Source organism: Nonomuraea fastidiosa (assembly GCF_042751225.1).
GTDB lineage: Bacteria > Actinomycetota > Actinomycetes > Streptosporangiales > Streptosporangiaceae > Nonomuraea > Nonomuraea fastidiosa.
Map to the genome: position 1 here is coordinate 5,429,209 of NZ_CP170570.1, position 21,579 is coordinate 5,450,787.

The window sequence follows — 21,579 nt, forward strand, 5'->3', positions numbered from 1 at the left end:
CGTGCCGGAACCCAAACCGATCAAGAACGGCTGCCTCCAGGGCGGCAACCCCCACCAGTACGGGGGCCGCGACGCGATCAGGTCGCTGATCATGGGTACGCGGCCGGAGGAGTTCGAGCCGGTCGCGGCGGCGTACCGGCAGACCGCCGAGCTGCTCACCACCACGATCACCACGCTCGGCGACGGCGCGGCCCGCCTGGTCGCCGACGGTGACTGGGGCGGGGAGTCGGCCCGCGCCATGCTCACCCGGATGAACCGGCTGCAGACCTACCTCCAGGCGCTGCGCGACCGGCTGCAGGAGATCCCGCCCTCGCTGACGAGCGTCGGGCAGGAGCTGGCCACGGCCAAGGAACAGTTCGACCAGGCCACCAAGCCGCAGACCTACTACGCGATGGGCGCGGGATCGACCGACCCCCGCCATCCCACCAACGACCCCGACGAGGCGGCCAGGGCGTTCATCACCCGGCTCAACGCGGCCTTCCATCATGCGCACACGGCGCTGCCCGACCGGCTGCCGTGGGACGCGGAGCTGGCCTCGCCCGCGCCGTACCTGCCGCCTGCCGCCGCCGGTGACGGCGGCGACGGGACGGGGGAGAGCACGACCCCGCTGCGGCTGGGCACGGAGCTGGCCGGTACGGCGGGCTCCCCGCAGACGACCCCGGCAACGATGCCCGTCCCACCCGGCACGCCCGGCGCCGCCGTCCCACCCGGCACCGCCGTCCCACCGGGCACCGTCCCACCCGCGGCCGTGCCGGGCCCCGGAGCGACAGGCACCCCGGTGACCGCCACCCCATCCGGCTACCTCGGCACCACGCACCTGACCGGCACATCGGACCTGGTGCGCCCTCTCTCGACCGGCCCCGACGGGCAGCCGGGCCCGGCGGAGAACGCCCGGCAGCCGCAGACCGCCCGCCCCACCGGCGTGCTGCCGCATGCCGCCGTTCCGCGGACGGCCCGCACCACCCCGGTCGCCCAGCCGATCACCAGGCCCGACCGCCACGTTCCCGCAGGCAGGGACACCTCCACCGCCCAGGGCCCCTCCGCACGGCCCGGCAGCGTCCCCGTGGTGGGCGGGTCATCTCCGGCGGGCCTACCGGCCGGGACCGGCGGGCAGGGCACGGCCGGAACGGCAGGTGCCGGCGGGGTGCCGTTCCTGCCGATGGCCGCGGGCGCGCCGCTCGACCGGCAGAGTGCGCGCCGCCCCGGCACCCAGCGGGCCGACGACGACTTCTTCCGCCCGTCCGTGGACACGCCGCCGCCGGTGGTGGGGTGATCGGCATGGACCACGCTTCCGTGGGTTCGCAGCGCATGGACGCCGGCACCGTCGCCGTCGTCGCCGACTCTGTACGCGGGCACGTCGCCGGCGTGATGCACAGGTACGCCCAGCTCAACCCGTTCGCCAGGGCCGTGTCCGAGGTGGCCGCCACGCAGTTCGGCATCAGGGCCGACCGGCAGGCGGGCGCGATCGCCAGCCGGGTCAGGCAGTTCGCGGCGGGCGGGCAGGGCGTGCTCGGCAAGGTCGTGGGCCACCTGGCCAAGGTCTCGCCGGGCAGGCTCGCGCTCTACGGAGGGGTGGTGCTCGGCGGCGGCATGCTGGGCCAGCAGGCGGTGGCGACCCGGTTCAGCGAGACGAGGCTGCGGCAGGAGCCGCCCGGGCCGCCGTTCGGTCAGACGCCGTTCGGTCAGACGGGCCAGGGGAGCAGTCCGGAGACCCGTCCGGGAGATGAGCCCGGAGACGGAGAGGTGAGACAGACGTGACGGCGATCCCCGACGAAGGAGCCCTGGACCGGCTGATCGACCGCGCCCGGCAGCCCGACACCGGGCTGGACGACCTCTACCAGCAGGTCCTGGCCGTCACAGGCACCGCCAGTGACCCGGACGACCTGGTCAGGGTCGAGTGCTCGGCTGAGGGAGTCACCGGCCTGCACATCGACCCGAGGGCCATGCGGTGGGGCTCGCAGCGCCTGTCGGAGACGATCCTGCGCCTGATCGCCGAGGCCCTGGCCGACCTGCAGGCGCGCTCGGCCGAGCTGCTGCGCGAGGTGGTGGGGGACGGCCCGCTGGACCTGTCCGCCCAGGACAACCCGGCCGACGTGCGCATGCGCGAGGCGCGCGAGGCGTACGAGTCCGCGCTCGACCAGGCCATGGCCGAACTCGCCCGCATCGAACGCGAACTGTAGAACCCCGGCTGTAGAACCCGGCCACGACGGCCCGGCACGGCGGCCGCACTCTGCGCAGCCCGCACACCGGAACCGGCCGAGGGCCGCGGGGAGCGGCCGGGCTCAGGACTGCAGGAACGCGGTCTGGATGAGCTTGTCTCCGGAACGCCGATCCACGTACACACCCCGCCCGGCCGGCAGCGTACGCGGCCGCACGTTCCCGAAGAGCTGCCCCTCGTCGCGCGGCCCCGACAGCAGCACGGCGGGCGTGTTCATCTCCTTCAGCCGCCGCACCACGGGATCCAGCATGGCCCGCCCCGCGCCGCCCATCGCCCGGCCGAGCACGAGGTGCAGGCCGATGTCGCGGGCCTGGGGGAGCAGGTCGCCGAGGAGCGCGAGCGGGTTGGCCGAGGTGGCGACGAGGTCGTAGTCGTCCACGATCACGTACAGGTCCTGCCCGGTCCACCAGCTCCGGGTGCGCAGCTGCTCGGCGGTGAGGTCGGGCGGCGGCAGCCGTTCCTGCAGCACCTCCTGCACGCCCTTGAGCAGCGTCGCGGCGGCGGTGCTCGATGCGGCGTAGCCGACGCGGTGCTCGGTGTCGGTGGCGTCCAGCAGCGAGCGGCGGTAGTCGATGACGACGAAGCGGGCCTGCATGGGCGTGCGGGCGGCGGCGATGCCGCGCGCGATCACCTTCAGCAGGTTGCTCTTGCCGGTCTCGGTGTCGCCGAACACCACGAAGTGCGGGTCGGCGTCGAAGTCCAGCAGGACGGGCGCGAGCGCGGCCTCGTCGATGCCGATCGGCACGCGGGCGCCGTCGCCGGGCGGCAGCGGCAGCGTGTGGGCGGGCAGCAGGGACGGCAGCAGCCGCACGGGCGGCGCGCCCTGCTCGTGCCAGGCCGCCGCGGCGGCTTCGACCAGCGCGGACACGCCGTCGGCGAGGTCGTCGACGGTGCTGCGGCCGTCGATGCGCGGCAGCGCGGCGAGGAAGTGCAGCGCCTCGCGGGTCAGGCCGCGTCCCGGCGCGCCCTCCGGCACGTTGGCGGCGGCCCGCCGGTCGATCTCGGAGTCGAAGGCGTCGCCGAGCCGCAGTTCGAGGCGGGTGCCGAGCAGGTCGCGCACGCCGGCCCTGAACTCCAGCCAGCGGTTCGCGGTGCCGACGACGTGCACGCCGAAGCCGAGCCCGCGCGTCACCAGGTCGCCGAGGTCGGGTTCGAGCTGCTCGTACTCCTGGCGCAGCGTCGCCCAGCCGTCCACGACGAGGAACACATCGCCCCAGCCGTCGCCCTCGTACTCGCCCGATGCGACCATCCGCCGGTAGGTGGCCATGGAGTCGATGCCCCGCTCCACGAACAGCCGCTCGCGCCGCTCCAGCACGCCCCGCACCTCGGCGACGGTCCTGCGCACCGCGTCGGCGTCCAGCCGGGTGGCCACGCCGCCGACGTGCGGCAGGCCGGCCAGCGCCGACAGGGTGCCGCCGCCGAAGTCCAGGCAGTAGAACTGCACCTCCTTCGGCGTGTGGGTGAGCGCGAGCGAGGCGATCAGCGTGCGCAGCAGCGTGCTCTTGCCGGTCTGCGGCGCCCCGACGATCGCGACGTTGCCCGCCGCGCCCGACAGGTCCAGCCAGTACGGATCCCGCCGCTGGTCGAACGGGCTGTCCACGATCCCCGCGACGGCGTGCAGCCGCCCCGGCCGGTCCCGCGCGGTGCCCGCGGCGGTGAGCCCGTGACGGGGCGTGGCCACGATGCGGGGGAGGAGCTGGTCCAGCGAGGCGGGCTCCTTCAGCGGCGGCAGCCAGATCCGGTGCGCCGCCGGGCCCTTGCCGGCCAGCCGGGACACCACGATGTCGAGCAGGCTCTCCTGCTTGCCCTTCTCCTCGGCGGGCGGCGGCGTCTCGGGCGCGGGCGGCAGCGGCACCCGTTCCGGGCCGTACCAGACGATCTTCCCGCGGTGGCCGGAGCGCGCCGCCGTGGCCGGGCTCTGCGCCGCCGCCGGCTGGTACGGCCCCGACACGTACGCGGCCTTGAACCGCGTCATGCCGGTCGTCTCGAACATCAGGTACGCGTTGCCCGGCTCGGGCGGCAGCGAGTACGCGTCCGCCACCCCGAGCACGGCCCGGCTCTCGGCGGCGGAGAAGGTGCGCAGCCCGATCCGGTACGACAGATGCGTGTCGAGCCCGCGCAGCCGCCCGGACTCCAGCCGCTGCGAGGCCAGCAGCAGATGCACGCCGAGCGAGCGGCCCAGCCGCCCGATCATCACGAACAGCTCGATGAACTCCGGCTTGGCCGACAGCAGCTCGCTGAACTCGTCCAGCACGATGAAGAGCGTCGGCAGCGGCCGCAGGTCGGCCCCCTGCTCGCGCGCCTGCTCGTAGTCGCGCAGCGAGGCGAAGTTGCCGGCCGCGCGCAGCAGCTCCTGGCGGCGTACCAGCTCGCCGTGGAGCGCGTCGTGCATGCGGTCGACCAGCGGCAGCTCGTCCTCCAGGTTGGTGATGACGGCCGAGACGTGCGGCAGCGACTCCAGGCCGAGGAAGGTCGCGCCGCCCTTGAAGTCCACGAGCACGAAGTTCAGCGTCTCGGACGAGTGGGTGATCGCCAGCGCCAGCACGAGCGTGCGCAGCAGCTCCGACTTGCCGGATCCGGTCGCGCCGACCACGAGGCCGTGCGGGCCCATGCCGCCCTGCGCGGCCTCCTTGATGTCCAGCTCCACGGGCCGCCCGTCCGCGCCGAGACCGATCGGCACCCGCAGCCGGTTGCGCAGCGGGCGCGGCTGCCAGGTGACGGCGGTGGACAGGCGCCGGGCGTCGCCGAGGCGCAGCAGGTCGGTGAGCGTGGTGTTGGCGGCGAAGACGTCGCGTGCCTCCTCCTGACCGCCCGTGCCCGTGCGCATCGGCGCGAGCTGCCTGGCCAGCGCCGCGAACGCGGGCTGCGACAGCCGGTCGGGACGGCCGAGCGGTGACCTGACCTCCTTGCCCAGCTCGTCCTCGGAGATCCTGACCAGCTCGTCCCCGGTGACCTCAAGCCGCAGCGTGAGCTGGGCGGGCCCCTGCGGCACCGTGCCGCTCAGGTCGATCACCGTGACGCCCTCGATGACGTCGAGCGCGAGCTGGCTGCCCTGCGGCACCGTCCCGCCGTCAACCACGATCACGTGGTACGGCACCGCGTCCGCCGACAGGCCCTTGGTGAAGCGCGGCCGGTCCTTCAGCTCGAAGCCCAGCAGCCCGTCGAGCTCGCCGAGGTCGCCCACGACCAGCCGCACGGGACCGGCGCCGTCCTCCTCCGACGGGTGCAGGGCGTGCGGCAGCCACTTGACCGGCTCCCACTCCCTGGCCCGCTCGCCCGCCGCGCACACCGAGATCCGCATCTCGTCGGGCGCGTGCAGGGCCGCCGCCTGGGCCAGCGCGGCGCGTACGAGGTCGCGCGCCGCCACCGGATCCCCCGACAGCGTGATCCTGGCGAACGAGTGCAGCGCCAGCGCCACCGGAAGCCCCGGCACGGTCGCGTGCGTGCGCACGAACCTGCGCAGCGCGCCCGCCGTCAGCGGGTCCAGGTCCTCGATCGGCCGGGTCTCCGGCGGGATGAGCGGCAGCGCCAGCCGCTGCGCCGAGGTGGCGATCCGCACCTGGGCGAAGTCGTCGTCGCGGGGCCGCCGCTCCCACAGACGGCTGGTCATCACCAGCGACCACAGGGTGGCCGGGTCGGGGTGGTTCCAGGTCATGGCGCGGCGCTGCTGCGCGGCGGCCGTACGCACCCGCTTCCTGACCTGCTCCAGGTAGCGGTAGTAGTCGCGGCGCAGGCCGTTGAGCTGGTTGCGGCGCTCGCCCGCCGTCCGCATGAGCTGGCCCACGCTCATGCCGATCATGGAGACCGCGAACAGGCCGCTGGAGACCAGCATGATCGGGTTGTGCGCCGACCCGCCGGTGAACATCAGCGCCATCGCGCCCGCCCCGGCGATCATCGGCAGATACGTCAGCAGTTGCGTCAGCCCGCCGCCCGTGACGGTCTCGGGGATCTCCGGCGGCGACTCCAGAAGCACCTCGCCGCTCGGAGGCTCCGGCGGCCTGCGCCGCTCGGGCCTGCGTACCACGATCAGGCTGCCGCTCACCGGGCCCATACAAGCCCCTGACGTAGGGATATGCCGGATATTTCAAAATTCCTGTACGTGTTACGCCCGCCGTCACGACAGCGCGCTCCCTACACTCGTCCGGGTGAGCGCCACCGGAACCGACCTGTGCCGGGTCACCATCGTGACCCCGCGCGGCTTCCTGGACCTCGGCCTGCCGCCGGACATCCCGCTCGGCAACCTGCTGCCGACCGTGCTGCGCATCGCCGGCGAAGGGCTGGCCGAGGCGGGCCTGGCGCACGGCGGCTGGGCGCTGCAGCGGCTCGGCGGGCCGCCGTTCGACCCCGGCGTCACCCTCGCCGAGCTGCAGGTGCGCGACGGCGAGCTGCTGCACCTGCGCCCGCGCGGCCACGAGCTGCCCGAGCCCGTCTTCGACGACGTGGCCGACGCCGTGGCGACCGGCGTGGCCGAGCGCACCGGCCGCTGGCAGCCCGATCTGACGAGGACGTACGGCCTGCGCGCCGCCGCCTGCCTGCTCGCGCCCGGCGCCGCCGCGCTGCCGCTCGCCGGGCCGCCGTGGACGCCCGCCGCCCTGGTCGCGGGCATCGTGGCGGTGCTGCTGCTGGTGGTCGCCGTGGCGCTCTCCCGCGCGCTCGGCGACGCCCGATCCGGCGCGGTGCTCGGCTACGCCGCCCTGCCGTACGGCTTCGTCGCCGGCCTGGTCGCCCCCGCCTCAGGCCCGTCGGTGCTCCAGCCGGACAACCTGCTGTCCGCCTGCGGCGTGACCCTCATGCTCGCCACCGCCACCGGGTTCGCGGTCGCGCAGGGGCTGCCCGCCTTCCTCGGCATCGCCGCCGCGGCGTTCTGCGGGCTGCTCGGCGCCGGCGTGGTCATGGCGTTCGGCCTGCCCGCGGCGGGTGTGGCGGCGGTGCTCGCCGCGCTCGCGGTGGGGCTCACCACGGTCGTCCCGTCGCTGTCGTTCCGGCTGGCCGGCATGCCGCTGCCCGCGCTGCCCACCACGGCCGAGGAGCTGCGGCGCGAGACCGGCGACCTCGACGGCGAGCTGGTCATCGACAAGACCGTGGTCGCCGACCGCTTCTGTGCCGGGCTGCTCGGCACGGTGTCGCTGGTCGTGCTCGGCGCGCAGGCGCTGCTGACGCTGGAGGGCACCTGGGCGGCGCTGGTGATGAGCGCCGCGCTGTCGCTCTCGCTGCTCATGCGGGCCCGCGTCTTCGAAGGACGCGGCCAGCGGGCCTGGCTGCTGTCCGCGACCCTGGCCGGCGTGGCGCTGCCGCTCGCCGGAGCCGCGCTGACCGCGGCCGACGCGCTGCTGCTGTACGCGATCGTGCCCGGCGTGGTGGTCCTCGCGCTCGGCGTGACCGGCACGGCGCTCTGGCTGGCCGCCTCGCGGCCGTCGCCGTTCTGGGGCCGGGTGGGCGACATCTTCGACATCCTGCTGATGATCGCCCTCATCCCGCTCGCGCTCGCCGTCATGAACCTGTACGAGACCATCCGCGGCCTGGTCAGCTAGCGGCCGTGAACGGGAGCGAGGGCGCAGTTGCACAGCCGGCGTGACCTTTACCAGGCCTACCGCCTCACCATCCAGCGGATCGGCCTGGCGCTGCTGCACGGCCGGCCCAACCAGCCGGAGTGGCCGCTGCGCCGCCAGACCATCGGGTTCCTCGCCGGGATCATGGTGGCGGTGCTGCTCTGCGTCGGCTTCGCCGTCTACGGGCTGCTGCGGCCCGGTGGCACCGCGTCCCTGGAAGAGCCCGGCACGCTGATCATCGAACGCGAGACCGGCGCCCGCTACGTCTACAGCCCCGACCAGCGCCGCCTCGTCCCCGTCGCCAACTACGCATCCGCCCGGCTCGTGCTGCCGTCCGGCCAGATCAAGGAGCGGGTCGTGGCTCGGGAGGCGCTGGCCTCGTACGAGCGGGGCGTGCCCATCGGCATCCCCGGCGCGCCCGACTCGCTGCCCGGCCCGGAGCACCTGGCCCGCGGCCCCTGGTCGGCCTGCGTGCAGGAGCGGGCCGAGCCGACCGGGCGCAAGCCGTACGTGACGCTGATCGCCGGACGCGAGGTCGGCGGCACGCCCGTCGCCGAGGGACAGGCGCTGCTGGTGGACGTCGGCGGGCAGCGGTGGGCCATCTGGCGCGGCACCCGCATGCGCGTGCCCGCCGGCATCGCCCGCGGGCTCACCGCCACCGACCCCGCGTCCGTACCGGTGGCCTGGCTCAACGCGCTGCCGGAAGGCCCCGATCTGGCCGCCCCGGCGATCAGCGGACGCGGCCGCCCCGCCACCGGGCCGGGCGGCAGGGCGGCGGCCGTCGGTCAGGTGTTCCGCGCAGGAGCGGTCGCGGGCGGCGAGGACCGCTGGTACGTGCTGCTCGCCGACGGCCTCGCCCCCGTCACGCAGGCGCAGGCCGCGCTGCTGCTCAGCGACCCGGCCAGCAGGGCCGCGTACGGCGGCGGCGCGGTCAGGGAGATCCCCGTGGACGCCGCCACCGCCAACGCCGCGCCGCGCTCGCGCACCACCGTGCCCGCCGACGGCCTGCCCGCCACGATGCCGGATATGATCGCCTACAGCCCGGCCAGGCCGCTCTGCGTGGTGTACGCCGAGACGGACACCGGCTCCACCCGCGTCCGCCTCACCACCGGCGCCGCGCTGCCCGCACCGCGCGGCGACGCCACCGACCTGGTACGCCTCCCGCCGGGCCGCGCCGTCCTGGCCGGCGTGCTGCCCGGCGACGGCCAGCTCAAGGCCGTGCGCTCCTACTACCTCATCACCCAGGAGGGCCGCCGCCACGCCGTGCCCAGCGCGCAGGCCCTCGGCAAGCTCGGCTACGCGCCCTCGCAGGCCGCGCCGGTGCCGCTGAACCTGCTCCAGCTCATCCCCGAAGGGCCGGTGCTCGACCCGGCGCGGGCCGCCAAGCCGGTGCTCGACGGCGACCGGGCCGATCAGTAGCCCGTCAGTAGCCCCGGTAGCCCGTGCCGGTCTTCATGCCGACGACGCCCGGCACGTTCGACACCGAGCCGTAGCGGGCGATCGCGTAGCGGACGCCCGCGATGATGTTGTCCACCGGGTTGTAGATGTCGTCGTGTCCGGGCAGCTTGTAACGCTGGAACGTCGGGTCGATCGTCTGCATGAGGCCCTTCGACGGGGTGCCCCTGGCCGCGTTCGAGTCCCAGTTGTTGATGGCGTGCGGGTTGCCGCCCGACTCGTGCTTGATGATCAGGTAGATGTCGTTCGGGTGCATCTTGTCGGCCGGGTACCCGTGAGCCTTGAGGATCTCGATGGCCTGGTCGATCCAGACGGCCACCTGGCCCTGGGGCGCGGGGCCGCCGCCGGGCGGGGGAGGACCGCTCGGGCCGTAGCCGCCGAAGCCGCCCGTCGTGCCGCCACCGCCGTACCCGGCCAGCGAGGTGCCCCGGTCGTCGCCGCGTGAGGCCGGCGACCAGCCGAGCGCCTGCCCGGCGCGGGGCGCGAACGGCTGCGCGTCCGGCTCCGGCACGGTCGCGCCCACGTCGGGGATGCCCTCCATGGCCTCGGTGATCTTGCTCGCCAGGCTCGCCAGCGTGCCGCCGGTCTCGGTGACCAGCCGCTGCAGGATGCCGCGCGCCTCGTTCAGCGCGGGGGCGACGCTCCGCGCCACCTGCTCCTCGGTGGGCGGCGGGGTGGCCGCGCGCGCCTCGCGTACGGCGGCGGCGTACGCCTGGCACACCTCCTGCGCCTGCGACTCGGCGGCGCGCAGCGTCTCGGCGGCGGTCTCCAGGTGGCCCGCCGCCGTCTCCAGCGCCTGCGCCAGCCGGTCGCCCGCACCCGTCAGCCTGCCCATGTAGCCTGCGAACGCCTCGGCGCTGCCGCCCTGCCAGGCCTCGCTCACGTCACCGGTCGCGGAGGTCAGCGCGCCGGTGTGCCGCCGGGCCGTGCTCGCCGCGGTGCGCAAGGCGCCCGCCTGCGCGGAGATCGCGCCCGGGTCGCCGACCAGCCGCTGCGCGAGCCCGGCCAGCTCCGCCCCGCCGGGCATGCCGCCGACGTCGTCGATCGCGCTCATGCCGGCGCCACCTCCGGTGACGTGATCGCCTCGCCGCCCTGGCGGCCTGCCCCGGTCCTGCCCGTACGGGGCCGCCCCGGGGTCATCGCCTGACCGCCTGCGCGGCCTGTCCTGGTCCTGCCCGTACGGGGCCGCGCCGGGGTCATCGCCTGACCGCCTGGCCGTCGGCGGAGGTGAACGTGCGATCGACGGCGTCGAGCGTGCGGTCCACCGCCTCCAGCCTGCGGCCGAGCGTCTTGGCCGCCTGCTCGGCGGCGCCGCGCAGCGCGGAGACCGCCGACGCCAGCGCCTGCGATCCCGAGACCGTCCCGAAGGCCGCCGCTTCCGGGGCGTCCGTACCGATCAGCCCGGCGAAGACCCCGGAGGCCGACTTCGCCGCCGCGCCGCAGTCGTCCAGCGCGTCGCGGTGGAACGTGAGCGCCATCCCCAGGCACTCTCCTTCCCTCAGCCCTTACACACAGCCTCACACTCCCGGCGCCTGGGCTCAGCGCCGGAAGAGCTCCAGCAGCTCCTCGGCCCGGTGGGTGCGGGCGATCCACACCTCGCGCCCCCGGCGCTCCCTCGTGATCAGCCGCCCGGCGCGCAGCCGGTCGCAGTGGTACGTCAGCCCGCTGGGCGCGATCTTCATGTCGGTCGCCAGCATGGACATCGTCATCGGCTGTTCCAGCGCGCAGAGCAGATCGGCGCGGACCGGCCCGACCAGCGCGGACAACTCGTCCACCGCCGGTGCGACGGGCCGCCGCCACAGGGAGTCCGCCCCCGGCACCGGGTAGGCGATCCAGACGGCGTCGGGGTCGTCAAGGCCGAGGATGAGCGCGTCGCGCCCGGCCAGCATCGGCACCAGCACGATCCGCCGGTCGCCCAGCTCGTACGTGCCGGCCGCGACACCCGAGAAGACCAGCCCGCGCTCGCCGTAGGACATGCGGTCGCTGATCGCGCCGAGCAGCAGCTCGGGCCCGCCGCGCACGGTGGTCACGCCGACCCGCTCGACCTCCCTGTCCAGCAGCCGGCGGGCCCGCTTCCACAGCGGTTCGGTGGTTCTCCAGACGTCGGCGAGCGCGGTGGCGTAGCCGTGCAGCCAGAGGTCTGGCCGCTCGACGACCGGGCGCCACTGCGGGGGCGGCGTGCCAGGCCCGTACGTACGCTCGAGATCCTTGATCAACGCGTCGGGCTCGAGCTCCTGAAGTGCGGCGATCTGGGCCGCGACCGTGAAGTCGCCGCCTGAGGGGGAGCGCGGCACCAGGAAGTCGGGCGCGAGCGCGGATCCGGGGACCGACAGGGGACGCACGGCCTCATGACCGAGCGGGCCGACCCGCGCGCCGACCGCCCGCCGCCAGAGCTCGGGCAGGCCGCGGCGGCGGCCGGCGAGGGCGTCGGCGAGCATGGCGAGCGCCGTCAGGTTGGGCGAGATCGAGATGGAGAGCTGCGGTGTGGAGCCGATGATCAGTTCGCTCCACGCATTGGTCCTTGTTACTTCGGCCCCCACGGGTAGGACTGTAGACAGAGAAGACATCGGCGGAGGAATGCTTCAACGAAGCTCGAAACATCAATAAAGCGGGCGAATCACGGGGCTAAGTGCCGCACCTTTCGTGGCATCCCTTCGGCGGAGAGGCGGCGTTCATCGCCCGCGCCTCCTGCAAAGGGGCGGGCGGATTTGTCGGTGCGGGAAGTTACGCCACGCCGCTAACTTTTGCCTTAAAAGCGGCTTACAACCCCTGCTGGGTCATACGTCCTCGTGGGGCGCGGCCGCCTCTCCGGGCCACCGCCGCACCGCGGAAACCGTTTGTTGTACCGAGGTCAAAAGACGGACCACCGCGTGATGGCTTTTTCCACCGAATGCCGGGCCGACGGGTGGCGTACGGCGCGCCGGGATGAAAGCCTTCCGGCAACCGCCCCGGCCGCCCTGCGAACGGGCGGCCGGGGCGAGCCCGCAACGCACCGAGAGGAGTGCTGCAGATGACACCTGACGCCAGCCGCGTCGCGGCGAAGCGGATCAACGACCACGTGGAGGTCGTCCACGTGGATCACCCGGATGTGGTCCTGGAGGTTCCTCGCCGCGACTGGGAGGCGTTCACCGCGGCCGTCAAGTCGGGAGCGTACGATCTCGACGTGCTCCCCCGAGTGGCCGAGGAGAGCGCGGCCTGACATTCCGCAGCACGACGGCGCCCGCTCCCGCCAGGGGGAGCGGGCGCTCCGCACTCATCGGTCCCCGCCCGGTACGAGCGCGGGCGCGCGCCCGCGGACCCCACCCGGCTGGAGCGCAGGGGCGGGTGCCCGCGGACCCCGCCCGCGAGGCGGCGGGCCCGGCAAGAGGCCACACCTGGGCTCAGGGCAGTCGCAGCTCGGCGAACACGCCGCGATGGTCGGTCCCGGGGACGTCCACCACCTCGACGTCGCGCACCGCCACCCGCCGGTCCGCCACCACGTGGTCGATGGAGATGATCGGCGGCATCGGACGGAAGTTCGGCCAGGTGGGCGTGAGGCCCCGGCCGAGCTGGTCGGCGGCGTCCACGTACCCCCTGTCCAGCAGCTCGCGGAAGGCGCGGTGGTCGAGGCTCGCGTTGAAGTCCCCGGCGAGCACCCTGATCGCCGACGGCGAGGGCCCGGGCAGCGCGCGCAGCGACGCCGTCCACTCCCGTTCCTTGCGGCCCAGGGGCGGGTTGGGGTGTACGGCGACGAACTCCACGCTGCTCCCGCCGGGCAGCGTCACGGTGGCGGCCGGCATGTTGTGCCCGATCGGCGTGAACAGGTCCTTCAGCTCCGCCACCGGATGCTTGGCGTAGATGCCGCTGCCCGTCACGTCGGCCTCCGGCTGCAGCACCCGGTACGGCAGCAGCTCCCGCAGCCCGGCCGCGTCGAGCCGGTCCGCCTCGGCGTGGGTCAGCTCAAGGGCGCTGAAGACGTCGATGTCGTAGCGGCGTACCAGGGCGACCACGGCGGCGGCGTCGGCACGGCCGAACAGGTTGACCGACAGCACCCGCAGCGGCGCGCCCTTGGCCGGCGGCTGCTCGGCGGCCACCGTACGCGGCGCCACGACGGCGGCCATCGTCACGCTCGCCAGCGCGGCGACCAGCGCCGCCCACCGGTTGCGGCGCAGCAGCGCCACGATCGCGGTCAGCGCCGCAAGCACCGCGCCGTACGGCGTCACGGTCATGAGCTGGGTGTCGAACGAGCCGCGCTCCCACCCGAAGAGCCGCTCGACCGCCCACACGCCGACCACCACGGCCGCCGTCCACGACATCCACCGCCTGCGCCGCCGTCGCCGCGGCACCGGCGCCTCGTCGCTCGCGGCTCGCTCGATGCCGACCGTCGTGCTCACTTCGTCGTCGTCCCGTCCCAGAGGAGGTAACTCGCCGATGCCCGGCCGCGCCAGGGACGGCGTCTAGCGTTTGCGGCCCACGCCCGCGTACATCCAGGCGGGCTCGTCGGGGAAGAGCGGCGTGTCCCGCCACTGCGACACCGCCACGAGCCCCGGCTCCAGCAGGTCGAACCCGTCGAAGTAGCGGCTGATCTGCTCGCCGGTGCGCGGCGTCCTGTGCATCGCCTGCGTGCTGGTCGCCGCCACGTAGTCGTCGGCGGTCTTCTTGTCGATCAGGTCGAGCGTCAGGTGGCTGAGCACCAGGTAGCTGCCCGACGGCAGCGCCTTCGTGTACGCCTTGACCAGGCCCTCGGGGTCGTCGCTGTCGGGGATGTGCATGAGGATCGCGACCATGACGAGCGCGATCGGCTGCGTGAAGTCGAGGGTGGCCAGCGTGTCGGGGTGCTCCAGGATCGAGCGGGGCTCGCGGACGTCGGCCTCGATGTACGCGGTGCGGCCCTCGGGCGTGCTGGTCAGCAGGGCCCTGGCGTGCGCCATCACGATCGGGTCGTTGTCGACGTAGACCACACGCGACTCCGGCGCCTCCTCCTGGGCCACCTCGTGGGTGTTGCCCTGGGTGGGGATGCCGGTGCCCAGGTCGAGGAACTGCCGCACGCCGAGCTGCGCGAGGTGGCGCACGGCCCGGCCGAGGAAGGCCCGGTTGTTCCGCGCGCTCTCGCGGATGCCCGGCACCGCGGCCATCGTCGCTTCGGCCACCCGGCGATCGGCTTCGAAGTTGTCCTTGCCACCGAGCCAGTAGTCGTAGACCCGGGCGGAGTGAGGAATGTTCGGGTTGATGCCGTGGGGTGCGCTCACACCGAGGATCTTACGGGCAAGTCAGGCTGATTCCGCGATCAGCCCTTGCGGCTCAGGCGGTCACGAACTCCGCGACGATCACCGTGGCGTCGCCCTTGGGCTCCTGAGCGGCCATCTCGTCTGCGCTCCTGAGCGGTCAGCTCCGTCGAAGACGCGATCCAGGCAGGCCGCAGGCGACGCGCCCGCCATGAGCAGCACCTCCAGCCGCTCCGCGCCCAGCGCGTCGAGCGCCCCCTCACTCGCGATCGCCACCCGGTCGCCGGGGCGCGGCTCCACCGTGCCCACCTGCACCTCGCTCGCCGCCGACGTGCTGCTGCCGGACCTCAACCTGGGCGGCACGATGGTCATGGACCGCGTCGCCGAGCTGTGTGCGGGCGGGCAGCGCGTCATCGTCTTCTCCGCGGCACCTTATCCGGCTGCGTCACGCTCCGTGCCGCGCTTGCTACCAAGCGATCTTCCCTGAAAGTTTCAACTTCCTGAGCAATATCGGGAAAGCCCTTTCCCCAGCTCAACCCCCGGGGTCACAGAGGGCGGGCGCGGTTGACAATCCGCCGTCACTTGGCCGTACGTCCGCCGTCAGATACCGTCCGCCACTGGGAGCGCTCCCAGCAACCGGCAACCCCCGACCGGAAACACGGAGACCGCACTATGCCCCAAGCACCACGTCGTCGCAGGGCGTCGCGTGCCCTGATCCTGCTCTTCTCCGCCCTGGGGATCCTGTTCGTGCCGCTCACCGGCACCGCCTCGGCGCACGGTTCCGTCATCGACCCGGCCACCCGCAACTACGGTTGCTGGGACCGCTGGGGCAGCGACCACCTGAACCCCGCCATGGCGCAGGAAGACCCGATGTGCTGGCAGGCGTGGCAGGACGACCCCAACGCCATGTGGAACTGGAACGGGCTCTACCGCGACAACGTCGGCGGCAACCACCAGGCCGCCGTGCCCGACGGCCAGCTCTGCAGCGCCGGCCAGACGCAGGGCGGCCGCTACCGCTCGATGGACACGCCGGGCGCGTGGAAGACGACGAGCCTCGGCAGCACGTTCGACATCCGGCTGTACGACCAGGCGCTGCACGGCGCCGACTACATCAGGGTCTACATCACCAAGCAGGGCTACGACGCCACCACCACGCCGCTCCGCTGGAGCGACCTGGAGCTGGTGAGGGAGACCCAGCGGTACGCCCCCGCGAACGAGTACCTGGTCACCGGCATCGACAAGGGCTCGCGCACCGGCCGCCACGTCGTCTACACGATCTGGCAGGCCTCGCACATGGACCAGGTCTACTACCTCTGCAGCGACGTCACCTTCAGCTGACGCGCTCGCCTGGCCGCTACGGGCGGGGGCTCGTGGAGGCGCGTACCGCCGGCTCGATGGGGTGGACGCGTTCCGCCCCCGCCTGTGCGGCCCCGGCAGCGGCTCGAACAGCAGCTCGGCGCAGCTGGGCCGGCCTTCTCGGGCCGCAGGCCGATGGCCGTGATGGGCGGGTCGGCCGGCGCGTGGCCGCACTGCCGACGCGGGAGGCGCGCAGTACGCCGGCCCCGGCGCGCGCAGCCGCCGCGCCCCGCCTCGGCCGTGCCGCCTCGGCCGCGCTGGATCGCCGCGCTCGCCGCGCTGGGAGCCGGCGCCCGTCTCGCGCGAGAGGTTCCGCGCGCTGCTGCCCGGGGTAGTGGCTTTCGGCGTGGACGTACGGTCGGTCAAGGCCATGTTCAAGCTGAGCCAGGGCATCGACGCCGAACGGTACTCGCGCGTCCGCGCCGATCTCGCCGCCCGCAACCCGCGGCTCGCCGACTTGATGGGTGCATCATGACTTTTCCTGCTTTCTCGTCCAGCCAGATCGACCCCCGCGCTCGTGGCAAGGAGCTCGGCACCCACCTGCGCGACCGCATCGCCGCCAACTACGCCGGCTACACCGACCTGTTCGCCGTCGCCGGCGCCACCCCCGAACAGGTGCGCGCGTGGGCCGAGCGGGCACTCGAAGCGAGCGCGGACTGGGCGCCCGAGCTGGCCGAGGAGATGACGGGCATCGCCGCGGGCTCCGGCCTTGAGCCGTGGCAGGTCGCCGTCGTCAACGCGCGCACGGAGATCCTGGCCGCCATCGACGCGACCGGGCACGGCGAGTGCTCGACCTCGGTGGTGCTGCCCGAGAGCGGCCCGCCGCGTACGGTGCAGACCTGGGACTGGCACGACCACCTGCGCGAGGCGCCGATGCTGTGGGAGCTGGAGCCGCGCCCCGGTCACGTCGTGCGCACGTTCACCGAGGCGGGCGCGCTGGCCAAGATCGGAGCCGCCACGTCCGGGCTCGGCGTGCACTTCAACATCCTGCGCCACGACTCCGACACCGACGACATCGGCGTGCCCGTGCACCTGATCGCCCGCCGCATCCTCGACGAGGCGGCCACGGTGGCGGAGGCGGCGGAGATCGCCCGCTCCGCCCGGGTCTCGGCCTCGACCGTCATCACCGTGGTCACCGCCTCGGACGAGGGGAACGACGCCGCGTCCATCGAGATCTCCCCGGCGGGCGTGGCCGTCATCCCGCCGGAACCCGACGGCGTGCTGCTGCACTGCAACCACTTCCACGACGCCGCGCTCGCGGCGGGGGAGCGGCACGCCACCTCGCGGCCCGGCACCTACGACCGGCTGCGCCACCTGCGCGACCACGTCGACGACCTGCGCGACCCCGACCAGCACGCGCGGGCGCTCGCCATGCTCAGCCACGCGCCGGACGCGCCCGTCTGCGCGCACCCCGACCTCACCCAGCCGCTCAACCAGCGGTGGGAGACGCTCGCCACGATCGGGCTCGACCTGCCCGCCGGGCATCTGCGGGTGCATCAGGGCGGGCCCTGCCAGGTCACCGAGGCGACCTGGCGGACGTTCTGAGCGTCACTTGAAGGCTCCGATGCCGGTCAGCGCCTTGCCGATGACCAGCGTGTGGACTTCGGAGGTGCCCTCGTAGGTGAGCACCGACTCCAGGTTCACCGCGTGCCTGATCACCGGGTATTCGAGGGTGACGCCGTTCGCGCCGAGCAGCGTGCGGCACTTCCTGGCGATCTCCAGGGCCTCCCGCACGTTGTTGAGCTTGCCCAGGCTCACCTGCTCGGGCGCGAGCGTCCCGGCCTCCTTCAGCCGGCCCAGGTGCACCGCGAGCAGCAGCCCCTTGCCCAGCTCCAGCGTCATGTCCGCGAGTTTCTCCTGGGTGAGCTGGTACGACGCCAGCGGCCTGGCGAACACCTCGCGGTCGGCCACGTACGCGAGCGTCGTCTCCAGGCAGTCGAGCGCCGCCCCCATCGCGCCGAACACGATGCCGAACCTGGCCTCGTTCAGGCAGCCGAGCGGCCCCGACAGGCCGCGCGCGCCGGGCAGCATCGCGTCGGCGGGCAGCCGCACGCCCTCCAGCACCAGCTCGCTGGTCACGCTCGCGCGCAGGGAGAGCTTGTGCTTGATCTCGTTGACGGTGAAGCCGGGTGTGCCGGCCGGGACCAGGAAGCCCCTGATGCCCTCGTCCGTACGCGCCCAGACCACGGCCACGTCCGCCACGGAGCCGTTGGTGATCCACATCTTGGTGCCGTTCAGCACCCAGTCGCCGCCCTCCCGCTTGGCCGTGGTGCGCATGCCGCCGGGGTCGGAGCCGAAGTCGGGCTCGGTCAGGCCGAAGCAGCCGATGCGCTCGCCGGCCGCCATCGCGGGCAGCCACTCCTGCTTCTGCTCCTCGCTGCCGTACTTCCAGATCGCGTACATGGCCAGGGAGCCCTGCACGGAGACGAGGCTGCGCAGGCCCGAGTCGGCGGCCTCCAGCTCCAGGCAGGCCAGCCCGTACGCGACCGCGCCCATGCCGGCGCAGCCGTACCCGTCGAGGTGCATGCCGAGCACGCCGAGCGAGCCGAGCGTGCGGGCCAGTTCGCGCGCGGGCAGCTCGCCGGCCTCGAACCAGCCCGCGACGTGCGGCCGGATCTCGCGGTCGCACACGCGCCTGACCGTGCTCCTGATCTCGCGTTCCTCCTCGGTCAGCAGGGTGTCGAGGGAGAAGAGAGCGGTGGGTGCGAACATGGCGTCTCCGTATTTTGGATCCAATATTGAAAATCCAATATGGCATAGTTAGGGTGCGTTGACCATGGACGTTCTGCATCTCATCGCCGGCCGCCGGGTCTGCACCCGCGCCGTCACCGTCTACCTGGGGGCGCCGGCATGAGCGGGGCGCTGTCGGGGCTGCTGATCGCCGACTTCAGCCGGGTGCTCGCCGGTCCTTACGCCACCATGCTCCTCGCCGACCTGGGCGCGGAGGTGGTCAAGGTCGAGCGGCCCGGCACCGGCGACGACACGCGGGCCTGGGGGCCGCCGTACGCGGGCGGCGAGGCCACGTACTTCCTGGGCGTCAACCGCAACAAGCGCTCCATCGCGCTCGACCTCAAGGAGGACATCGAGGTCGCCAGAGCCCTCGCCGCGCGGGCCGACGTGCTGGTGGAGAACTTCAAGCCGGGCACCATGGACCGGCTCGGGCTCGGCTACGAGGCGCTGCGCGAGCTGAACCCCGGGCTCGTCTACTGCTCCATCACCGGCTTCGGGTCCGGGGCGGGCGCCGGCCTGCCCGGCTACGACCTCATCGCCCAGGCCGTCGGGGGGCTGATGAGCGTCACCGGCGAGCCGGAAGGCCCCGGCACCAAGGCGGGCGTCGCGCTGGTGGACGTGATCACCGGACTGCACGCCGCGCTCGGCATCCTCGCCGCCCTCCGCCACCGCGACCGGTCAGGCGAAGGGCAGCGCATCGAGGTGTCCTTGCTGTCGTCGCTGCTGTCGGCGCTCACCAACCACTCCTCCGCGTACGCCGCCGCCGGGGTCGTGCCGCGCGCCATGGGCAACCGGCATCCGAGCATCGTGCCGTACGAGGTGTTCCAGGCCGCCGACCGCCCGATCGTCATCGCCGCGGGGAACGACCGCCAGTTCCGCGCCCTGTGCGCCGCCCTCGACCGGCCCGATCTCGCCGGCGACCCCCGCTACGCCACCAACGCCGATCGCGTCGCCGCCCGCGAGCCGCTCGTCGCCGAGCTCAACGCGGCGCTCGCCGAGCGCACGGCCGACGAGTGGTTCGCCCGGCTCACCGAGGCCGGGGTGCCGTGCGGCCCGATCAACGACCTGGCCGCCGCGTTCTCGCTCGCCGCCGGTCTCGGACTCGAACCCGCCGTGGACATCGACGGCGTCGGCCAGGTCGCGAACCCGCTGCGGCTCAGCGCCACCCCGCCCTCCTACCGCCGCAGGCCGCCCGCGCTCGGGCAGGACGAGGCGTGGGTTCGTGAGATATTGGGGCGGTGAGTCCGGACGAGGCACGACGCAGGCCGCCCACGGCCCAGCAGTTCGTGCTGGGCGAGCTGCGGCGGGCCATCACCACCGGCAGGCTGCGCCCCGGCGCGCCCATCCGGCAGGACGCGCTGGCCGAGGAGCTTCAGGTCAGCCGGGTCCCGCTGCGCGAGGCGCTCAAGACGCTGCAGGGCGAAGGGCTGGTCACCTACGAGGCCCATCGCGGCTACTTCGTCGAGACGCTCTCACTCGACGACCTGCGCGAGGTCTACCGCATCAGGGAGCTGCTGGAAGAGGAGGCCGTGCGCCGGGCGGTGCCCCGGCTGACGGACGACGACCTCGCCCGGCTCGAGGCCGCGCAGGACGACGTCGAGCGGGCCGCCGCCGCCGGCGACGTCGCGGCCATGGCCGCCGCCAACCGGGCGTTCCACATGATGTTGTTCGACTGCTCGGGGATGCCGCGCCTGGTCCGGCTGATCCGTACGCTGTGGGACTCCACCGACGCCTACCGGTCGATGTACTACGGCGAGCCGGGCAACAGGGAGCGGGTGATCAAGGAGCACCGCGCCACGCTCGACGCGCTGCGCCGCCGCTCCGCCGACGACGCCGTGGCCACGCTCGACGTGCACCGCGCCCACGCCGTCACCGCCCTCGCCCCGCTGCTCGACACCTGACCCGCAGGCGCGCATCCGCTCGGGGCGCTTTCCAGCGCCGGCGCCGGGCTTTTCGGCGCGGGGGGGCTTTCCGCACGGGGTCGGCGTCGAGAGGCGCTTGCCGGGTCAGGCGCTCAGCAGCGGATCGTACGGCGGCACCCGGCCCCTGGCGATGCCGGGAGGAGAACCTTCCCGTGACGCCCCGCCGTCTCGCGATGCTCAGGCGGGCCCCGCGACGTTCAGGCGGAACGGCCGGCCAGGGTGAGCACGGCGTTCACCAGCTCGCGGCCGTTCAGCATGACGAGGTCGTTGTGCCCCGCGCCCGGGATCTCGACGACGGTGGCGCCGGCGGCCTCGGCGACCGCGCGGCTCAGGCGGGCGGGGACGATCGTGTCGGCGGTGCCGTACACGACGACGACCGGGGCGCGCACCCGGCCGACCCGCTCGGTGACGGGGAAGCGGTCGCGCAGGAGAGCGCGTACCGGAAGGAAGGGGTAGTTGACCTGACCGGCCGCCGCCAGGTCGGTGAACGGTGAGCGCAGCACCAGCCCGAGCGGCGGGCGCTCCACGGCCAGGCGGGTCGCGACCGCCGCGCCCAGGCTCTCGCCGAAGTACACCACCCGCCGGTCGCCGAGCCAGTCGCGCGCGGCCAGCGCGTCGCGGAACAGGCCCTCCTCGTCGGGGCCGCCCGGGTTGCCGCCGTAGCCGCGGTAGTCCATGAGCAGCACCCCGAGCCCGTGCTCCGCCAGCGCGCTCGCCAGCGGCGCCCGGTGCAGCCGGTTGCCCGCGTTGCCGCCCATCACCAGCACGGTCACGTCGCGCCGTCCCGGCACGTACCAGGCCGACAGCGTCAGGCCGTCGCTCGTGGTGAACGTGACGTCGCGCCCGTCCGGCAGCACCGACGCCGCCGGAGGCGCGGGCGAGCCGTCGGGCAGGTAGATCAGCCGCCGCTGGAACGCCCACAGCAGGGCGAGGAGCAGGACCGCCACCGCGGCGACGACCAGGACGGTGCGCATGAGCGTCGTCACGCCCTTCACGGTACGCACGCACTCCCGGCCTCGCACCCGTGAACGGCTTCGCACGTCGGTCTGGTGATCTCCGCGCTCCGCGCCCATGGAGGGTTTCGCGTGTCGGCCCAGCCATCTCCGGCCCCGGCCCCTCGCTTCACGCCCGCGCCCCTCCCTCCG

General features: G+C 73.7%; 20 protein-coding genes. 12 read left to right on the forward strand and 8 right to left on the reverse strand.

Going from position 1 to position 21,579, the window contains the following annotated elements; translation table 11 throughout:
* The first annotated feature begins 1 nt into the window (after position 1).
* Genes ACFMQL_RS25200 through ACFMQL_RS25210 form a run of 3 tightly spaced genes read left to right on the forward strand, consistent with a single transcriptional unit; the run spans position 2 to position 2,180 of the window.
* A complete protein-coding gene (locus tag ACFMQL_RS25200) occupies positions 2 to 1,273 on the forward strand; it encodes a hypothetical protein (RefSeq protein WP_378787301.1) in 1,272 nt (423 codons plus the stop codon).
* A 5-nt stretch (positions 1,274 to 1,278) separates the two neighbouring features.
* A complete protein-coding gene (locus ACFMQL_RS25205; protein ID WP_378787302.1) occupies positions 1,279 to 1,758 on the forward strand; it encodes a hypothetical protein in 480 nt (159 codons plus the stop codon).
* On the forward strand, positions 1,755 to 2,180 hold the full coding sequence (locus tag ACFMQL_RS25210; protein WP_378787303.1) for a YbaB/EbfC family nucleoid-associated protein: 426 nt from the start codon (positions 1,755 to 1,757) through the stop codon (positions 2,178 to 2,180). Before ACFMQL_RS25205 ends, ACFMQL_RS25210 begins: the two co-directional genes overlap by 4 nt.
* A 102-nt stretch (positions 2,181 to 2,282) precedes the next feature.
* Here the strand turns inward: ACFMQL_RS25210 and eccCa are convergent, their stop codons facing one another.
* The gene (gene eccCa / locus ACFMQL_RS25215) at positions 2,283 to 6,260 is read right to left on the reverse strand and encodes a type VII secretion protein EccCa (RefSeq protein WP_378787305.1); all 3,978 of its coding nucleotides are present in this window, start codon (positions 6,258 to 6,260) and stop codon (positions 2,283 to 2,285) included.
* Positions 6,261 to 6,363: 103 nt separating this feature from the next.
* Here eccCa and eccD point away from each other — a divergent pair, with 103 nt between their 5' ends.
* The gene (gene eccD, locus ACFMQL_RS25220) at positions 6,364 to 7,749 is read left to right on the forward strand and encodes a type VII secretion integral membrane protein EccD (RefSeq protein ID WP_364056357.1); all 1,386 of its coding nucleotides are present in this window, start codon (positions 6,364 to 6,366) and stop codon (positions 7,747 to 7,749) included.
* Between the two features lie 27 nt (positions 7,750 to 7,776).
* Entirely contained in the window at positions 7,777 to 9,186 is a 1,410-nt protein-coding gene (gene eccB, locus ACFMQL_RS25225) for a type VII secretion protein EccB (protein ID WP_378787308.1), read from the forward strand.
* Positions 9,187 to 9,190: 4 nt separating this feature from the next.
* Here the strand turns inward: eccB and ACFMQL_RS25230 are convergent, their stop codons facing one another.
* From ACFMQL_RS25230 to ACFMQL_RS25240, 3 genes are all read right to left on the reverse strand, one after another.
* A complete protein-coding gene (locus tag ACFMQL_RS25230; protein ID WP_364056351.1) occupies positions 9,191 to 10,276 on the reverse strand; it encodes a transglycosylase SLT domain-containing protein in 1,086 nt (361 codons plus the stop codon).
* Between the two features lie 142 nt (positions 10,277 to 10,418).
* Complete coding sequence (locus tag ACFMQL_RS25235; RefSeq protein WP_364056348.1) at positions 10,419 to 10,700, reverse strand: hypothetical protein; 282 nt, start codon at positions 10,698 to 10,700, stop codon at positions 10,419 to 10,421.
* Between the two features lie 60 nt (positions 10,701 to 10,760).
* Complete coding sequence (locus ACFMQL_RS25240) at positions 10,761 to 11,762, reverse strand: ArsR/SmtB family transcription factor (RefSeq protein WP_378787311.1); 1,002 nt, start codon at positions 11,760 to 11,762, stop codon at positions 10,761 to 10,763.
* Positions 11,763 to 12,232: 470 nt separating this feature from the next.
* Here ACFMQL_RS25240 and ACFMQL_RS25245 point away from each other — a divergent pair, with 470 nt between their 5' ends.
* Complete coding sequence (locus ACFMQL_RS25245; RefSeq protein WP_364056342.1) at positions 12,233 to 12,421, forward strand: hypothetical protein; 189 nt, start codon at positions 12,233 to 12,235, stop codon at positions 12,419 to 12,421.
* Between the two features lie 181 nt (positions 12,422 to 12,602).
* Here ACFMQL_RS25245 and ACFMQL_RS25250 read toward each other — a convergent pair whose 3' ends face one another.
* Both ACFMQL_RS25250 and ACFMQL_RS25255 read right to left on the reverse strand, forming a co-directional pair.
* Positions 12,603 to 13,595, reverse strand: coding sequence for an endonuclease/exonuclease/phosphatase family protein (locus ACFMQL_RS25250; RefSeq protein ID WP_378787313.1), 993 nt, complete (start codon positions 13,593 to 13,595; stop codon positions 12,603 to 12,605).
* Positions 13,596 to 13,658: 63 nt separating this feature from the next.
* Positions 13,659 to 14,450: an SAM-dependent methyltransferase gene (locus tag ACFMQL_RS25255; RefSeq protein ID WP_364056336.1), complete on the reverse strand. Its 792-nt coding sequence runs from the start codon at positions 14,448 to 14,450 to the stop codon at positions 13,659 to 13,661.
* A gap of 187 nt (positions 14,451 to 14,637) precedes the next feature.
* Here ACFMQL_RS25255 and ACFMQL_RS25260 point away from each other — a divergent pair, with 187 nt between their 5' ends.
* The 4 genes from ACFMQL_RS25260 to ACFMQL_RS25275 all read left to right on the forward strand — a co-directional run bounded on the left by ACFMQL_RS25260 (position 14,638) and on the right by ACFMQL_RS25275 (position 17,327).
* The gene (locus tag ACFMQL_RS25260; protein WP_364056333.1) at positions 14,638 to 14,913 is read left to right on the forward strand and encodes a hypothetical protein; all 276 of its coding nucleotides are present in this window, start codon (positions 14,638 to 14,640) and stop codon (positions 14,911 to 14,913) included.
* Between the two features lie 185 nt (positions 14,914 to 15,098).
* The gene (locus tag ACFMQL_RS25265; protein ID WP_364056330.1) at positions 15,099 to 15,764 is read left to right on the forward strand and encodes a lytic polysaccharide monooxygenase; all 666 of its coding nucleotides are present in this window, start codon (positions 15,099 to 15,101) and stop codon (positions 15,762 to 15,764) included.
* Positions 15,765 to 16,128: 364 nt separating this feature from the next.
* The gene (locus tag ACFMQL_RS25270; protein ID WP_378787315.1) at positions 16,129 to 16,257 is read left to right on the forward strand and encodes a hypothetical protein; all 129 of its coding nucleotides are present in this window, start codon (positions 16,129 to 16,131) and stop codon (positions 16,255 to 16,257) included.
* Entirely contained in the window at positions 16,254 to 17,327 is a 1,074-nt protein-coding gene (locus ACFMQL_RS25275) for a C45 family peptidase (protein WP_364056327.1), read from the forward strand. Before ACFMQL_RS25270 ends, ACFMQL_RS25275 begins: the two co-directional genes overlap by 4 nt.
* A 3-nt stretch (positions 17,328 to 17,330) precedes the next feature.
* On the opposite strand, the gene ACFMQL_RS25280 is transcribed toward ACFMQL_RS25275, so the two are convergent.
* The gene (locus ACFMQL_RS25280) at positions 17,331 to 18,494 is read right to left on the reverse strand and encodes an acyl-CoA dehydrogenase family protein (RefSeq protein WP_378787317.1); all 1,164 of its coding nucleotides are present in this window, start codon (positions 18,492 to 18,494) and stop codon (positions 17,331 to 17,333) included.
* Positions 18,495 to 18,632: 138 nt separating this feature from the next.
* Here ACFMQL_RS25280 and ACFMQL_RS25285 point away from each other — a divergent pair, with 138 nt between their 5' ends.
* Positions 18,633 to 19,754: a CoA transferase gene (locus tag ACFMQL_RS25285; RefSeq protein ID WP_364056321.1), complete on the forward strand. Its 1,122-nt coding sequence runs from the start codon at positions 18,633 to 18,635 to the stop codon at positions 19,752 to 19,754.
* Complete coding sequence (locus ACFMQL_RS25290) at positions 19,751 to 20,413, forward strand: GntR family transcriptional regulator (RefSeq protein WP_364056318.1); 663 nt, start codon at positions 19,751 to 19,753, stop codon at positions 20,411 to 20,413. The genes ACFMQL_RS25285 and ACFMQL_RS25290 overlap by 4 nt, the downstream gene beginning before the upstream one ends.
* Positions 20,414 to 20,631: 218 nt before the next feature.
* Here the strand turns inward: ACFMQL_RS25290 and ACFMQL_RS25295 are convergent, their stop codons facing one another.
* A complete protein-coding gene (locus tag ACFMQL_RS25295) occupies positions 20,632 to 21,420 on the reverse strand; it encodes an alpha/beta hydrolase (RefSeq protein ID WP_378787319.1) in 789 nt (262 codons plus the stop codon).
* Positions 21,421 to 21,579: the final 159 nt, after the last annotated feature.

Bases quoted from the DNA above. Each gene is read 5' to 3' on its own strand.
- ACFMQL_RS25265 (WP_364056330.1), top strand. From the start codon at position 15,099: ATGCCCCAAGCACCACGTCGTCGCAGGGCGTCGCGTGCCCTGATCCTG.
- ACFMQL_RS25275 (WP_364056327.1), top strand. From the start codon at position 16,254: ATGACTTTTCCTGCTTTCTCGTCCAGCCAGATCGACCCCCGCGCTCGT.
- ACFMQL_RS25260 (WP_364056333.1), top strand. From the start codon at position 14,638: ATGAGCAGCACCTCCAGCCGCTCCGCGCCCAGCGCGTCGAGCGCCCCC.
- ACFMQL_RS25230 (WP_364056351.1), bottom strand. From the start codon at position 10,276: ATGAGCGCGATCGACGACGTCGGCGGCATGCCCGGCGGGGCGGAGCTG.
- ACFMQL_RS25245 (WP_364056342.1), top strand. From the start codon at position 12,233: ATGACACCTGACGCCAGCCGCGTCGCGGCGAAGCGGATCAACGACCAC.
- ACFMQL_RS25235 (WP_364056348.1), bottom strand. From the start codon at position 10,700: ATGGCGCTCACGTTCCACCGCGACGCGCTGGACGACTGCGGCGCGGCG.
- ACFMQL_RS25280 (WP_378787317.1), bottom strand. From the start codon at position 18,494: ATGTTCGCACCCACCGCTCTCTTCTCCCTCGACACCCTGCTGACCGAG.
- ACFMQL_RS25285 (WP_364056321.1), top strand. From the start codon at position 18,633: ATGAGCGGGGCGCTGTCGGGGCTGCTGATCGCCGACTTCAGCCGGGTG.
- ACFMQL_RS25205 (WP_378787302.1), top strand. From the start codon at position 1,279: ATGGACCACGCTTCCGTGGGTTCGCAGCGCATGGACGCCGGCACCGTC.